A 15,001-nucleotide genomic window follows, 5' to 3' on the forward strand; every position below is an offset into this window, starting at 1 on the left:
CCACACCGACTTGTCGGCGTATCGACTCATCGAAGGAGATTCCCGTGAGGGAAGGATTCCGGCGCAGAGCCGGAAGAACCCGCGGCCGGGCACCCGGCCTGCTGGGCCGGGCGGTGTCCACCGTCCTCGCCCTGGCCGTCCTCGGCGGTCTGGCCGGGGAGGCCGGGGCCGTCACACCGTCCGGCCCCGGCGGCATCCCCCGTACGGCCGTCATGGCCGGCGTACCGTCGGCGGCTGCCGTCCCGCCCCCGCCCGCCACCTCCGAACTGGACCGCATCAGTGACGAGCGGGACCGGCAACTGGTCGAGGACTTCGCGGAGTTCGACGAGGAGGAGGAAGTCCGCGAGGCCGCCAGGAAGGCGCTGGAGAGCACCGATCCGAACGCGATCCGCGAGTTCCTGGAGCGCGGGGAGGCCGAGGCGCGCCAGCGCGCCAAGGACAAGCGCGCCGGTGTCGACGTCGCCAACCGCGGCCGGATCGAGGCGCTGCGCGGTACCGGTGGACCGTTCTTCAACGCCGAGGTCGAGCGGGTCCTGAAGGGCACGGCGCAGGACCGCGCCGACTTCCTGGCCTTCGGTGCGGACATCGCCCGTCAGCGGGACAAGGCCACGGAGCAGAACGAGCGGGAACGCGCGGCGGAGAACCGCAAGCGGGTCGAGATGCTCGCCGCGGTCGGTGGCCCGGAGGTGAAGCGGACCGCGCAGGCCGCGCTCGCCACGGGCGACGACAAGGTGATCGCGGAGTTCCTGGAGAAGGGCTATCTGGTCGCCGCGCAGAAGGACGCCGACGACCGGGCCGCCCACGAGAAGGCGCAGCAGGAAGCGCTGGAGGCGGCGCGGAAGCTGCGTGAGCTGGCGGAGAAGGCCGCCGTCGCGGCCGAGGCCCGCACCAAGCTGATCGCCGCGCACGGCGACGCGGTGAAGGCACTGAAGACGGCGTCCAACGCGATGAGTTCCGCGGCGGCGCAGTCCCGTGAGGCCGACCGGATGCTCGCCGCCGACAAGGCCGGGAAGCGCCTGTCGGACTACGGACCGGTGAAGGCCGAGGTCGGCCGGCAGGTCGGGATCGCCGAGGGCGCCGCCAAGCAGGCGCAGGTGGCGGCCCTTCTGGCCAAGGTCGAAGCTGGGATTCTCACCGATACCGGGCTGACGCACGGGGTGCAGTGGTCGGAGGTGGCCTCGGGCATCGCGGGTGCGGCGGACGCGGCGGCGAAGGCCGCGGCGACCGCGCGGCACGCGGTGGACGCCACCGCCGCCGACGCGGCCGGGCTGAACTCCAAGAACGCCGCCGAGTTGCACGCCGCGCAGGCCGCCAAGTGGCGGGCCAACGCCGAGGAGCACGCCAAGGCCGCGGCCCGGCTCGCCGACGCCGCCGCCAAGCAGGCACGGATCGCGGCGGACGCGGCGACCAAGGCGCGCCAGGCGCGGATCGCGGCGGAGCAGGCGGAGAAGGAGGCGTGGGAGCACGCCAGGAAGACCCGGGACGCACGGATCGAGGCCGAGCGCCAGGCGCGGATCGCGGCCGAGCAGCGGGCGATCGCCGAACGCGAGCGTGACCTCGCGGCTGCCGCGCGGGCACGGGCCGAGCGGGAGCGGGACATCGCCGCGGCGGCCCGCGCGCGTGCCGAGGCCGAAGCCCGTACCGCCTCCGCCCGGCGGGCCGACGCCCAGGCCGCGGCGGCCGTGGCCGCCGAGAAGCGGGCCACCGCGCAGGCCCAGGAGGGCATCGCGGCCAAGGCCGACGACCTCGCGCGGGGCGAGGAGACCAAGGCCCGTACCGCCCGCGACAAGGCGGTGGAGGCCGAGCGCGTCCACAACGCCGAAGCGGCGAGGGCCAGGGCGACCGAGGCCTTGGCCGCCAAGGCCAAGGGCACCGAGCACGCCGAGACCGCCCGCGCGGCGGCGACCGAGGCGCGTTCCGCGGCCGACGCCGCCGGTTCGGCGGCCGGTACGGCACGGGGCGCGGCCGACCAGGCGTCGGCGGCGGCGGTACGCTCCCGCTCCGCGGCCATCGAGGCGGCGGGCGCCGCCGCACGGGCCCGGGCGGCTGCCGCCGAGGCCACCGCGCACGCGGCACGCGCCAACGCCGCCGCCAACAAGGCCGAGGCGGCCGCCTTCGCGGCGAACGCGGCGGCCAACCGGGCCGAGGCCGAGGCCGCCGCGACCCGCGCCGCCGCCCAGCGCGCCAATGCCAAGGCGGCGGAGGCCACCGCGCAGGAGGCCCGCGCCGGAATCGCCGCCCATGAGGCGTCCCGGCTGGCCGGGCTGGCCGCCGTCCACGCCAACCAGGCGCTCCAGGCGGCCAACCGCACCCGCGACGAGGCCGACGGGGCCACCCGCGAGGCGGCGATGGCCCGCCTGCAGTCCACGATCGCGGTCCAGGCCGCCACGTCGGCCCGTACCACCGCCGCCGGCATCGCCGACCCGGCCAACACGGCCATCGCGCTCACCGCGCCGTTCACCGGCACCGATGTCGACGCCGACTTCGCCGCCGAGGTGGCCAAGGCGGCGGTGGCGCTGGGCCAGGCCGAGGTCACCAAGGCCGAGGCGAGGGCGGCGGAAGCGGTCAAGGCCGCCGAAGCGGCCGAGGCCGCGGCAGCCCGCGCCCAGGCCCAGGTCGCTCCGGCCTTCAAGGCGGCGGCAGCCGCCGCCCGTTCCTCCGCCGACGCGGCACGCTCCTCGGCCGCGGCGATGAAGTCCGCCGCGCAGGCCGCCGAGGACGGCGCAAAGGCGCGTGCCGCAGCCGCCCGCGCCAACGAGGCCGACGCCCAGGCGCAGGCCGACGCCAAGCTCGCCCGCCAGGCCGCCAACCGGGCGTTCGCCGACGCGGCCGCCGCCCGCAACGCCGCCACCCAGGCGGAGGCCGAGGCGGCCCGCGCCCGGGGCGCCGCCACCGAGGCCGAGAACCACGCGGCCGCCGCGAACAGCGCCGCGAACCTCGCCGAGCAGGAGGCGAGCGTCGCCCAGGGCGCCGCCGCCCAGGCGGAGAAGGACGCCGCCGACGCCAACACGTTCGCGGAGTCCGCCGAGAAGCACGCCACCTCCGCCGAGACGGCCGCCAAGAACGCCGGTACGTACGCCAAGGAGGCCGACGAGGCCGCCAAGAAGGCCGAGGAGTACCAACGCGAACTCGAACGCAAGGCCCGCGCCGAGGCGGCGAAGGGCAACAAGGACGGCATGGGCGACCTGTCCGACGCCGACCGGAAGGCGATCGAGGCATCCGGAATGACTCCGGCCGAGTTCGAGGCGGCCAAGGCGCTGGCCCAGCAGGACCTGCTCGACTACCTGAGGGAGAACGGCGGCGAGCTGCTCGTCGAGATGTTCGCCGAGGACATCAAGGAGTGCTGGGACGACCCCGACGTCGGCATCTGCATCTGGGCCATCGTCCAGAACCTCGGTCCGGTCAAGGCTCTCAAGATCGCGAGCAAGCTGCCGAAGATCGCGAAGGCCATCGCGGGGATCGACGACTTCCTCGACAAGGCGGCCAAGGCGAAGAAGCTCGTCGAAAAGGGCGAGAAGGCCGTCGAGGAGATCAGGCGGAAGATCCCGGAGTGCCTGGCGAACAAGGCGAAGGACCGCAAGTCCAAGGCCTCCCGCACGTCGGTGATGCGCTCGGCCTCCGACAAGGGCAAGGGTGACGACGACTGCCCGCTGACGACCATCTCCATCTACCGCACGCCGAAGATGGTCGACAAGGACCACGAGCTGAAGAACGGGCCGAACGGCGCGGCGCACACCGGTGGCGACGCCGCCATCTACTTCGGTGAGCACAGCGTCGCCAGCGAGTACGTGGGCAGCGGAAGCGGCCCCTATGCCGATGGTATGATCCGCTACGAAATGTCCCCCGAATTCCTGGCCAAATTCGCCGATTGCGCCGAGCGGTACGACTGGAAGGGACCGGACGGCAAGCCTCGTATCGAGTTCGTCATCCCCGTCGACCGGCTCAAGGAATTCAACGATCTCACCATCAAGCGTGAGTGGCAGAAGGGCAAAAAGGACTGATGCCCGTGACTTACGTTCTGCACTACGAGGTCGACGTGACCGTGGTCGCCGCCCGCCCGTGGGGGCTTGAGGTCGAAGCGGAAAACGGTGCCCGTGGCTTCGTCGACAACACCAAGAGCCCGGCGTGGCCGTCCGGCGACCAGCAGGCGTTGGTCGGCACCGTCCTGCACGCCGTCGTCATCGACGACCGGCGGGACCCCGTCCGGCTGAGCACACTCGACACGGACATGCAGATCGCCCGCGACAAGAGGAACCACTCCTCCTGAGGGCGCACTGACCACGTACCGACTGCTTACCGACTGCTCCACAACGCGAGGGCCCCACCGGACAGATGCCGATGTGGGCCCTCTGCGGCGCAGGGCGGCGGTGTCGACAGCGCCGCCAGACTTGCGGACCCGGACGTCGGTGCGGGCCCGCAACCTCCGTCGGCGGGCAGACTTCCGCCGCCTCAGGGGCCTTTCGCGTTCTCGCGGGGGTCGGTGGCCGTGATCCGTTCCACGAAGCGCAGCACCTGGTCTTCGACGGGCTCCTGCACGGACACCGGCATGACGTACCAGCGGTATCCCCTCATCCGACCAGAATCGTCGGTCGCGAAGGACATGCTCACAGCAGGGGACTCTCCGCGCTCACGGACACAGATGCCATTCGAGAACAGCCGGCAGTTCCACCGCTTGGACCATCCGGTGGCGGCGATCCGGTGGGCCAGCAGGCGTGCCGCGGTGTCGACGGGCTCCTCCCAGCTGTGGTCCGCCACGGCCCGGGCCAGTCCGGCGTCGTACTGCGCGGCCTCGAAGTGGATCTCGGGTGGGACCGGTACACAGATGTCGTCGGTGTTCTGCCAGTCCGTCCACTCGACGAGACCGCCGAAGCGTTGGATGGTGACGAACACTCCACCACAGCATCCGGTGTCGCAGTCGTTGTTCGACAGCTCGACCCGGCGAGGCTCGTCGCCGGCCCACAACGGCCACGTCTCGGGCGAACCGAACCACGTCTCCTGGTAGCAGCTCGAATCGCCGTCCGGATGGACCTCCTGCAACACGTCACGGCCATCGATCAACGGACGTATGCCCGCACCCCTCTTCAGCGCCTTCGGATGCGGAAGGACGTGACGAAGGGCAAGGACGCTCACCGGCGCGAAGTGTTCCATGCTCCTATGGTCGCGGGTCCGGTGGATGCGGAGAAGTCCGTGCGTCCTCACCCGTCCCGGCTTCCGGCCCCGGGCCTGAGACGCACTCGGTCCCGTTGTCGCATGCCTCTCGTGGTCGAGCAGTGCCGCGGAGGACGTAAGCTACTCGTCGGTAATCGGGGGATGCCGGGGCAACCGCGTGTCCCCAGGGGAACTCAGGGCCCAGGACGCGCCGGACCGACCATCCGGTGGCGCCGCGCCCTCCGGCACAGGACGTACATGAATCACCGTTCCAGATTGCGGTCTGTCTCCTTCCTCCTTCTGCTCAGCCTCTTCGTGACGCTCGGCATGGGGAAGGAAAGCGCGGTCGCCGCACAAAGCATCCAAGTCGTCGCCGCGGAGAAGAAGCTGGCCCGCGCGGAGGCGGAGCTCGACGCCGACCGGCTCGCCTCCATCGTCAAGAGCGCCGCCGCCGTCTCCGGTTGCGGCAAGCTGCCGCTGCTGGAGAAGCCCTCCTGCTACCGGGACTTCGCCGGCAAGGCCGTCAAGGTCGGTGCGGGCATCGGTATGTTCGCCTACGGCGTGCACTACCTCCACAAGGACACCGTCGAGCACTTCGGCACGGTGAAGAAGGAGGTCGCCGGACTCAACGGGCTGAAGGAGGCCCTCAAGCAGGACCCGGCCACCATCGCGGACCCCGACTACCGCAAGAAGGTCGAGGCCCAGATCCGCGCGGTCGCCGCCGGTGCGCAGAGCGACATCGACAAGCTGATCAAGGACGTACTGGAGACGATCGAGACCATCCTGGTCATGATCCAGCTCACTCTGATGCTGATCCAGCTCGTCCTGATGCTGGCGAAGATCGTGGGTGACCCGAAGTTCCAGGCGGCGGTCAACAGCGTCAAGGGCAGCCTCGACGGCATCAACAAGGCGCTCGACGACATCAACGCCGGCTTCGCCCAGATGAACCGCGGGCTGAACACCATGAACGACGCCGTCGACGACATCAACCGCTCGCTCGGCGACATGAACAAGTCCATCGCCAAGGCCAACAAGGGCATGGACCAGCTCAACCAGGGCATCGGCGAGGCCAACAAGGCCGTCGACGACATGAACAAGGTCGTCCCCGCGATCAAGAAGGCCGCCGAGGGACTCCGCCAGGTACCCGCCTTCGACTTCGACTTCTCCGACCTCGGGAAGACCTGGAGCGACGGCTCCTCCGGAATGGACAGCGAGGAGCAGCAGCGCCGCATGTCCATCCTGCTCGGCCTGCTGCCCGGCATCGGGGACGGCAAGGGCATCGTCGAGGCCGTCACCGGCAAGGACCTGGTGACCGGTGAGCACGTCAGCGGCTTCGACCGGGGCCTCGGTTCCCTCGCCGTGCTGCGCTGGCTCAAGCTCGGCGGCAAGCTCATCCCGGACGACATCAAGGGCGCGCGCAAGGGCGACGCGGTCTTCGAGTGCAACAGCTTCCCGGCCAGTACGCCGGTGCTGATGGCGAACGGCTCCCACAAGCCGATCGAGGAGGTACGCGCCGGTGACCTCGTGCTGGCCACCGACCCGGGCGGTGACACCGAGCTGACGGTGCCGCGGCCGGTGCAGTCGGTGCCGTTCACGTCGTCGTACACGGACAAGGCGTTCGTCCGCCTCACCGTGACAGCCGGCGAGGGTGACGCCCTCCAGTCGGGCACCGTCACCTCCACCGAGAACCACCGCTACTGGCTGCCCGAGCGCGGGGCCTGGATCCCGGCCGGCGAGCTGCGGCCCGGTGACCGTCTGCGGAGCCCGGAGGGCGGGGCCGTGACGGTGGCCGCCACCGACCGCACCGACGAGCGGCAGGACACGTACGACCTCGACGTCAGCGGGATCGACAGCTATTACGTCCAGGTCGGCACCGAGGACGTCCTGGTGCACAACTGCACCGACCTGGCGCGCGCCGAGCGGATGTTCCCGGGTGTCGCGCACACGCTGGACGAGCACGTCAACGTGACCCGGCAGCAGATGCAGGAGCTGGCCGAGAAGAAGACCCGGAAGATCGGCCGCCTCACCCCGAACTCCCGCTGGTCCAGCGCCGACCTCGCCCAGAAGGCCGTCAACCAGCTCGTCGACCAGAACAAGGACCGCATCGCGAAGTTCATCCAGGAGTCCGGCAAGCCCGGCAAGCCGCAGACACTCAGCCTCACCGGCACGTACGGCACGGGGTCACTGGGCGATAGCGTGGACCACCTGGGCAATTACCGTGCGACCACGAGCAACCGCTTCACCGTGACCCTGGCTGCGAAGAAGGGCCACAAGCCCGGCGGTTTCTACGTCCTGACCGCCTACCCGCTGTAAGGAGCCGCACCATGCACGATCCCGCAGCCGAGCACGGCGAGACGGTCTTCGACTTCGGCGTGACCGCGCTCGGTGCGTCGTTCCACGGGGACTGGGTGCTCGACGCCCAGGACGAACTGGATCACGTCCGGACGTATCTGGGCACGGAGGGCGACCCCGCCGGGTTGGTCCTGCTCATCGAGGACCTGCTGCGGCTGCGGGACTCCGGGCTCGACGACGACGAGCTGGCCGTGTTGTGGCACGCCACGGACCCGCCGCTGGGCGGCGCCCCGGTGATCCGCGGTGCCGCGCGCACGTGGCTGGACCGGCTGCTGGCCGTGGTCGTGCCGTCGGCCCGGGCACGTGGCGCGTCCGAAGCGTCCTGCACGACGTACGTCCCCTGCGCCGGGGACGGCACGACCACGTCCGCGGACATAGACGCGGACGCGGGCACGGCAGGGCATCGGCGGCTGATGCCGGAGGTGGTCGAGCTCATCGCGCTGCTCGACCCGCGCGCGGAGGGCCACGAGCCGGTCGACGCCGTCCGGGGGGCGCTGGTGCGCTGTGCGGAGACGGTCTGCCCGGAGCTGGCGTTCCGCTTCCTGCTGCACGCCGCGAACGGGTTCTGGTCGCGGCTGACGCCGGAGACGTTCGGCCGGCTGGAGCGCGTCAGCGCGGCGTTCGGGCACGGCCCGCACGTCGTCGACGCGGTCCGCTACCTCGTCGACTGACGCACCGGCGCCGCAGCGGCGCCACGTGACCGAGGGCCCCGGCCGGACATCAACCGGCCGGGGCCCTCGCGCGTGGAGGGACAGCGACCCGCGGCACACGAAGGTGCTGCCGCGGGCGGGCCGGGACGCGGGCGGGCCGGGACGCGGACTAGAGGGCGCCCGGTGACGGCACCCAGAAGTGCCGAAGATAGGCGTCGTCCTCCACTTCGATGTTGAGTACGACGGCCGTGACGTAGGTGTCGCGGGACCCGCTCCAGCCGAGGTGGGCCAGGGTGACGCTCTCCACCTCCAGCTCGTCTCCGGTGCCCGAACCGGGGAGGGGGATGTTCCCCCAGTACCTCGCCATCCCGCCGTCCACCACGGACGAGAGGTCGTAGGAGTAGATCCGCTTGCTCCCGTTGTACGCGTAGTCGGTGGCGAGGTAGATGTTCCCGTGGGGGGAGACGACACCGCCCTGGACGTTGTGGAGCTTCGACGGGAGGTGGACCTGCTTGCGCAGGCAGCCGGTCACGGGGGAGAAACCGTTGAGCCAGTTGACCTGGAGGGCCGGGTCGGTCAGGTCGGGGTCGCCGTAGGCGGAGCTGTAGAGGAGGCCGTCGACGGGGTTGTGGGCGACCCAGGGGGCCTTCCACTTCTGCGGAGACCGTGAACCGGCGCTCCTGCCGTACAACTTGAGGGTGCTGAGCGAGTTCAGCGCGGTGGTCATCCTCCACACGTACGTCGGCTCGGAGCCCTCCCGCTCGACCGGCACGTAGATCAGCTTGCGTACGGGATCGAACGTCGGGGAGCCGATGTGCGAATAGTCGTCCGGCGCGTCCAGGCTCGCGTGGGTCGTCCTGAAGTCCAGTGACAGCTTGTAGACGCACCGGCGTCGCTCGCTGTTCGACACCACGTACCAGTACTGGCCGTCGGTGCACATCCCCTGGATCTGCTGGGTCCAGTCCTCCTGGTGGGACGTCGACGTGACGTGCTCCCACTCCCCCGTCCGGGGGTTGGTCGAGGCGGCCGACGCCGTTGCCGAGCCGGCCATGGCGGAGGCCAGCGGGACGGCGGCGCCGGCGGCGGCTGCCCCCTTGATCATTGCCCTGCGACTTACGGTCATGCCTTGCTCCTGCTCTCTGTGCTGCTTACCTCGTCCAGTGGCCGGCGGTGAACTAGGACGCGATCACCGGGTAGTGGTCCGAGTACCGGTTGTAGAACACGTCGTCGAGTTCCCACAGCGGTGAGGTGACCGGTTCTCCGGAGTTGGTGTACGACGCCGGGTGCGCGTGGCGGCTGTCGTAGAAGACGTAGTCGAGCCACTCGCGACGTGCCTGGGGGTACCTCAGCTTCGCCACCGAGTTGGTCTGGGGATCGCTGGTGTAGGGGTGGCCGGTGTAGGCGGGCGCGACGGCGTGCAACCCGCTGACGAGAGCGGGGTACTCGGACCGGTGACGGTCGATGTTCATGTCTCCCGCGTAGACCACGCGTTCGTTCGCGGGGATCTTCAGGCTGTCGACGAAATTGGTCATCTCGGCGAGCTGCGCCTTGCGGACCTTGGCGGCTTCGCCGGGGTCGCAGCCGTCGTCGTCCGCCTGGAGGTGCGTCCCGATGACGTGCACGGGTGAGCCGGGGTACGTGAGCTTCGCGTAGGCCAGCCCCTTCTCGGACCAGGTGTCGGCGCCGCAGGAGTTGCTGAAGATGTACTGCATCTTGCTGGTGATGGGCCACCTGCTGGCGATGGCCACACCGCCGTCCTCGTAGGGAAGGGACGAGTAGTTGCCGCGCGTGGCGTCCCAGCCGTCCCGCGACCTCCCGATGACGGGCGTCCGGTTGGGATAGCCGCTCAGCGCGTCCATCAGCTTCTCGGTGGCGGTGTCGTCGAACAGCTCCTGGAAGACGACGACGTCCTTGCCCTGCAGGTAGGGTGCCTTGCCTATGAGTTCACCGCGGACGTCCTGCGCCAGCCCGTCGGAGATGACGGACGGCAGGAGCATGGTGTTGGTGGTCACCACCCTGAACGAGAGGAAATCGGCCGAGGTCGCGGACGCGCCGGCCGGAGCCGCGGACGCGCCGGACTGGGCCGCGTCCGCGTCGGACTGGGCCGGCGTCGCGCCGGCCGCCGGGGCCATCAGGCCGGCCGAGAGCAACGCTGCTGCGGCAGCGCCGATGGTACGAAGTTTCATTCGGTTCCTTCCACGGTCGCCGGCGTGGGAAGTGGGCCGCGGGGCACCGGTGGTGGCCCGGTCGGGCACGGCGTACCGCCGTGTTCCGGTCACACCCTCCGGGCCGACGTCGGACTGCTCGGACATCGAGGCGCCGGCTCTGATCAGAAACTAGCCACGATCGATCGGGCCGGCATGAGGACTTCCTACTCATCACCGGGGGCTCATCGCCCCATCACCTGCCTCGTCCCTGACCTCCTGGGACTTGTGCAACCCCAGCCCCCGCCCCGGCCCCGGTACGTCGGTCGGCGGCCGGCGGCCGGTACGCCGGGATTCCGCGGGGTGCCGGAGGAGGACGTATCCCTCCCGTTCGGCGACGGTGAGGTAGTTCCTCGCACGGTACCCCGCGATGTCCTGGGTCTCCTGCTCCCCGCTGGTCGGCCAGCCCTGGGGGGTGCTGACGTCCACCAGCACCCATTCGGGGTCGGGCCCTTTGACGGGCCATCCGATGACCGCGTCGCACGCCCTGTCGCTTGTTGTCCGTATCAGCAACCGGCCTGCTGATTAGCAGTGGGAACCTGATCCCACAACCTGGTCAGGCGGATGCCTCGCTTCATGAGTAGCGACTACTCACCATCGGCCTCTCAGATTCCGAGCATCACATGCCGCGCTCCTGTAGTAGGGAACGCAGTGCGCGCCGGTTGAGGACACCCAGCTTGCGGTAGATCCTGTAGAGGTGGTTGTCGACGGTACGGACGGAAATGACGAGCTGCTCGGCGATCTCCTTGTTCGAGCGCCCGGCTGCCGCCTGCATGGCGATTTCCCTTTCCCTGCGGCTCAGCGGAACGACTTCGTCGACGACACGGAGGAGATACGTCGGCACCCCGTGGTACTTCTTCCGCGCTTGTGTGCATCGCCTGGACGCCGCCGAGGCAAGACGCGACTCGCTCTTCTTCCGGAAGAGCCGCGCGGCCATGGCCCACGCCTCGGCCGCGTAGAGCGGTGTGCTGCTCGCCTCGAAACCCTCGGCGGCCTCGGCGACCGACCTGGGGTCGCCCTTGGCGGCAGCGAGGGCGAAGTCGATGCGGAGCCGGTCGACCCGGCCCTGCACGGACTCCCCACCTGCCGGCAGGAACTCCACGGCGTCCTGGGCGTACTCGATCCGCGTGAGGGTGTGCACGACGTCCGCCAGTTCTCCGAAGGCTCCCGCTGACGAAGCCACGCGGGCGGCGTCCTTGAGGATCGTCGCGGCCGACTCCACTCGCCCGTGGTGCACCTCGAACATGGCGTGTGCCACGTCGATCTCCACGCGGCGCGGGCCCTCCGTCGACGGCACGGCCAGGCGTTGGTACGCCGCGTCGATGAGCCCTTCATTCCCCAGGTGCAGCGCCGTGTAGAGGGCACCGCCCGCGGCGACCTGCCGGACGAGCAGCAGGTCGTCGTCGCACGCCGCCGCGAACAAGCGGTTCGCTTCGGCCACCTTGCCCTGATCGAAGAGGAGGCGTGCCAGGAACACTCCCGCGCGGTTCGCGAGGGTCCGGTTGCGTGCCGCGGCGGCCTCGCGGATCGCTTCGCGCAGCTCCGACTCCGCTCGCCGGGTCTCTCCGGACGTGGCTCGGGCGTAGGAGAGCAGCACCCGCAGGTTGAGCGCGTCGTAGTCCATCACGTCGACGCTCTGCAGGGCTTCGCCGGCCCGGGACAGCTGCGGGACCAGGGCCAGGCAGTCATGCGGCCGGCCCATACTGAGCAGGGCGACGAGTGCCGCCGAGCCGGCCATCGCCACCCTGCCCGGTTCCTCGCTCCGCAGGAGCCCTTCCGCGATCTTCCACGATTCGCGGGGCTTCCCGTCCATCATCCGGGCGATGGCCGCGTCGACGGTCGCGCCCGCGGTGATCGCCCGGCGCTCACTGTCGAGGTCGGCCGGGGATTCGGCCGAGGATTCGGCCGAGGGGGCGACCGCGGGGCCGGCAACGGGGGCGGACGCAGAGTCGGCAGCGGAGTCAGTGGCGGAGTCGGTACGGGCGGACGGTACGGGAGCGCCACGTACGAGTCGCATCCTTTCCCGTGTCCGGCGTGCTGCCGCGGCCTCGGCCGGCCCGCCCGTCGCGGCCACCTGCGCCAGTACGGATTCGGCCTCGGCCCGGCGGCCGTGATGGATCATCACTTTCGCCAGGAACAACCCCGAACTGGGCGTGTGGTGTTGTGCCCAGGCGCTCTCGGCGAGAGCCGTGGAAGCACGCCAGTCGTTCGCCCACCACGCCTTCCTGGACGCGCGCAGGATCTCCGCCTCGGGAAGTTCCTCACCGAGCTCCAGACGCCATACGACGGTGTCCACGTCGGCGGAGCCTCGAGCGGCTTCGCTCTCACCGAGGGATCGCAGCAGGGTGTCGAGCAGCCGGCGCCGGCGGAGTACGGGTATTTGCGCGACGAGGACCGTGGCCATGAGTGTGTCGGCCACCGTGATCCGGCACTCGGCGGTCCGCCCCGACACGGAGACCAGACCACGGCTTTCCAGTGCTTCCCACGTCGCGGTGGGGGCGACGGACGTCGCGACGCTCAGGGGAAGCGAGTGCCCGATGCTCAGCGCCTCCATCGCCCAACGCTCCGCGGGTGCGAGGCTCTGGAGGAGCGGGTCGATCAGATCGGTGAGCCGCGACGAGTGCAGGTCTCCGTCACCCTCGGCCCAGACACCGGCGCGTTCCGTCAGTACGCCCTCTTCGACCGCGCATGTGATCAGTTCGCGCAGCGCGACCAGGTTTCCGCCGGCGAGCATGGCGAATCTCGCGGCACTCACCGGCGCCAGGGGCCGGCCGAGCATGGCGTCGGCCACCTGCGAGGCTTCGTCCTCGGTCAGCGGGTCGACGGAGGTCCGCGCGAGCCGGCCTTCCTTCCACAGGGCGAGCACGGCTTCGTTGACCGGGTTTCCGTCGCAGGTGACGACGACGGCCTTGCCTGTGCGGTCGCGAGCCAGTCGCAGAACGAGGGCCGACGACTCCTCGTCCAGCAGGTGGGAGTCGTCGACACAGAGCAGGACCGGTGTACGGCGTTGCGCGGCCGTGATGGGGGCGGCGTCCGCCGGGGACGCGGGCGCGGCCATGCCCGCTCCGGTCATCGCCGACGTGACGCCGTACAACGGCGACCTTCGGGTGGCGGAATCTGCGTGGACGTTCAACACCAGCATGCCGTCGGCCCGGCCCGTTTCCGCCACCTCGTTCAACAGGCGGGTCTTCCCCACTCCGGGCTTTCCCGCCAGGACCGTACCGCCCCACTGGGAGTCGCGCAGAAAGGAGGCGAGTGATTCCAGCACTCGTTGACGCCCGACGAGGGGAGGATGCGACACGGTATGGCGTGCGGTGGGCGTACCTTCGTCACTAGCCCACACATTGCGACCATCGCGAGCGATGCGCATAACTCGCCTCCCATGAGATGGCTCGCCCACCTCCGAACTCACGCAGTGCTGTCGCCCGGACACACGGAGACCGATTCGGCCGGTGCGACGACAAGCTGCTCAAGACTCGCAGTCCGGCGTTGCGATAACAACCGTGGCCGACGCGCGAACAGCAGGGCCCCGTCAGGGCATTTCCCGGATTTCCCCGGACCGCCCGGCCTTTTCCTCCCACGTCGATTCCGGACGTGGCCCACGTCAGGCCTTCGGTGAGGGAAGCAGCGGGGACGAGGCGTTCGACCAACGCCATTCCGCTGATGAGCACCGGGGCGATGGCCACGCCCGCCACGAAGAGCGCGACCGCGAGCGTCGGAGGAGACCCGGCGGCGAGGAGCGGGACAAGGAGAAGGGACATCAGGGATACCCGAAAAGGAACTGCCGGTTCGGCGCGGATTTCCGGTCGAGCGCTCCGAACGCCAGCCCGCCGAGACAGCCGCCAAGGGCATTGACCGCCAGAAGGTAGCCGGCTGCGGACGTATCGCCGTGTGCCTCGGCGAAGGCGATCGTCACCACCTCCGTAGCACCGAACACCGCACCGACGCCAAGGAAGAGAAGGGTGCCGGTGACCGAGAGCAGGAGAGCACCGAACAGACCGGCTTCCGGGAAGAGCTCGGTGGCCAGGGTGACGGCCAGGACGGGGCCGACCACGTAGATCACTTCGTCGGCCACGGATTCGAAGGAGTGCGCGGTGTGGACCCTCCTGTCGTCCGTGCAGGTGCCGGCCCATCGGGCGCGTACGAGCGAACCCATGCTCGGCAGCACGCCGGCGAGCAGCGCGCACCCGAACAGGAGCACGTCGGAGTGTCCGGAACGGGTGCACACGAGGAGCCCGGCCAGGGCGAGTGTGGAGACGAGCAGGGCCGGCAGGCCGACCGCGCGCTGTCCCCTCCGGTCGATGGCACGGGCGACGAGCGGGCCGAGCATCGCGGTCGCGAGGGCGAAGGTCGCGGCCACGGCGCCGGCCAGGGCGTACGATCCCCGCCTCTCAGACAGCATGATCACGACGCTGATGCCGATCATCGACATCGGGAGGCGGGCGACGAACCCGGCCGTGGAGAACCTCTTCGTTCCGGGCTCGTCGAAGATGCGGCGGTATGGGGAGAACACCGTGCCTCCGGGGGTGCGATCACAAGGTTTCGGGTGTCCGTGGTGAGGATCATGGTGCTACGGGCCGATCGCCGGCGGATGAGTAGGCACTACTCACCTGCGGCGCCCGGCGCCCGGCCGCGGCCGGGTTCAGT

10 protein-coding genes are annotated in these 15,001 nt (G+C 70.3%); 4 read left to right on the forward strand and 6 right to left on the reverse strand.

Translation table 11 applies throughout. The features are described from left to right. Positions 1-44 precede the first annotated feature (44 nt). Positions 45-4,001: an ALF repeat-containing protein gene (locus EIZ62_RS02710; RefSeq protein ID WP_208827739.1), complete on the forward strand. Its 3,957-nt coding sequence runs from the start codon at positions 45-47 to the stop codon at positions 3,999-4,001. A gap of 5 nt (positions 4,002-4,006) precedes the next feature. Beyond that, a complete protein-coding gene (locus EIZ62_RS02715; protein ID WP_156691112.1) occupies positions 4,007-4,267 on the forward strand; it encodes a hypothetical protein in 261 nt (86 codons plus the stop codon). A gap of 182 nt (positions 4,268-4,449) precedes the next feature. Here EIZ62_RS02715 and EIZ62_RS02720 read toward each other — a convergent pair whose 3' ends face one another. Further along, positions 4,450-5,040: a hypothetical protein gene (locus tag EIZ62_RS02720; protein ID WP_244375387.1), complete on the reverse strand. Its 591-nt coding sequence runs from the start codon at positions 5,038-5,040 to the stop codon at positions 4,450-4,452. Positions 5,041-5,424: 384 nt separating this feature from the next. On the opposite strand from EIZ62_RS02720, the gene EIZ62_RS02725 reads away from it, so the two are divergent. Continuing rightward, complete coding sequence (locus tag EIZ62_RS02725; RefSeq protein ID WP_244375389.1) at positions 5,425-7,461, forward strand: pre-toxin TG domain-containing protein; 2,037 nt, start codon at positions 5,425-5,427, stop codon at positions 7,459-7,461. Positions 7,462-7,472: 11 nt separating this feature from the next. After that, positions 7,473-8,171, forward strand: coding sequence for a hypothetical protein (locus EIZ62_RS02730; RefSeq protein ID WP_156691115.1), 699 nt, complete (start codon positions 7,473-7,475; stop codon positions 8,169-8,171). Positions 8,172-8,319: 148 nt separating this feature from the next. Here EIZ62_RS02730 and EIZ62_RS02735 read toward each other — a convergent pair whose 3' ends face one another. The 5 genes from EIZ62_RS02735 to EIZ62_RS02755 all read right to left on the reverse strand — a co-directional run bounded on the left by EIZ62_RS02735 (position 8,320) and on the right by EIZ62_RS02755 (position 14,867). Then, on the reverse strand, positions 8,320-9,273 hold the full coding sequence (locus EIZ62_RS02735) for a hypothetical protein (protein WP_156691116.1): 954 nt from the start codon (positions 9,271-9,273) through the stop codon (positions 8,320-8,322). A 52-nt stretch (positions 9,274-9,325) separates the two neighbouring features. Further along, positions 9,326-10,336 carry a sphingomyelin phosphodiesterase gene (gene sph, locus EIZ62_RS02740; RefSeq protein ID WP_167536318.1) on the reverse strand — a complete coding sequence of 337 codons (1,011 nt, stop codon included), beginning with the start codon at positions 10,334-10,336 and terminating at the stop codon, positions 9,326-9,328. Positions 10,337-10,528: 192 nt separating this feature from the next. Beyond that, positions 10,529-10,783, reverse strand: coding sequence for a hypothetical protein (locus tag EIZ62_RS02745; RefSeq protein WP_156691118.1), 255 nt, complete (start codon positions 10,781-10,783; stop codon positions 10,529-10,531). 190 nt (positions 10,784-10,973) lie between these two features. After that, positions 10,974-13,724, reverse strand: a complete 2,751-nt coding sequence (locus EIZ62_RS02750) for a LuxR family transcriptional regulator (RefSeq protein WP_156691119.1) — start codon at positions 13,722-13,724, stop codon at positions 10,974-10,976. 390 nt (positions 13,725-14,114) lie between these two features. After that, the gene (locus tag EIZ62_RS02755) at positions 14,115-14,867 is read right to left on the reverse strand and encodes an MFS transporter (RefSeq protein ID WP_280117725.1); all 753 of its coding nucleotides are present in this window, start codon (positions 14,865-14,867) and stop codon (positions 14,115-14,117) included. Positions 14,868-15,001 lie beyond the last annotated feature (134 nt).

The organism is Streptomyces ficellus (assembly GCF_009739905.1).
Taxonomy (GTDB): Bacteria; Actinomycetota; Actinomycetes; order Streptomycetales; family Streptomycetaceae; genus Streptomyces; species Streptomyces ficellus_A.

What these genes read in the sequence shown, in the direction of transcription:
- EIZ62_RS02735 (WP_156691116.1), bottom strand. Translation starts at nt 9,273, where the DNA reads ATGACCGTAAGTCGCAGGGCAATGATCAAGGGGGCAGCCGCCGCCGGC.
- EIZ62_RS02730 (WP_156691115.1), top strand. Translation starts at nt 7,473, where the DNA reads ATGCACGATCCCGCAGCCGAGCACGGCGAGACGGTCTTCGACTTCGGC.
- EIZ62_RS02750 (WP_156691119.1), bottom strand. Translation starts at nt 13,724, where the DNA reads ATGCGCATCGCTCGCGATGGTCGCAATGTGTGGGCTAGTGACGAAGGT.
- sph (WP_167536318.1), bottom strand. Translation starts at nt 10,336, where the DNA reads ATGAAACTTCGTACCATCGGCGCTGCCGCAGCAGCGTTGCTCTCGGCC.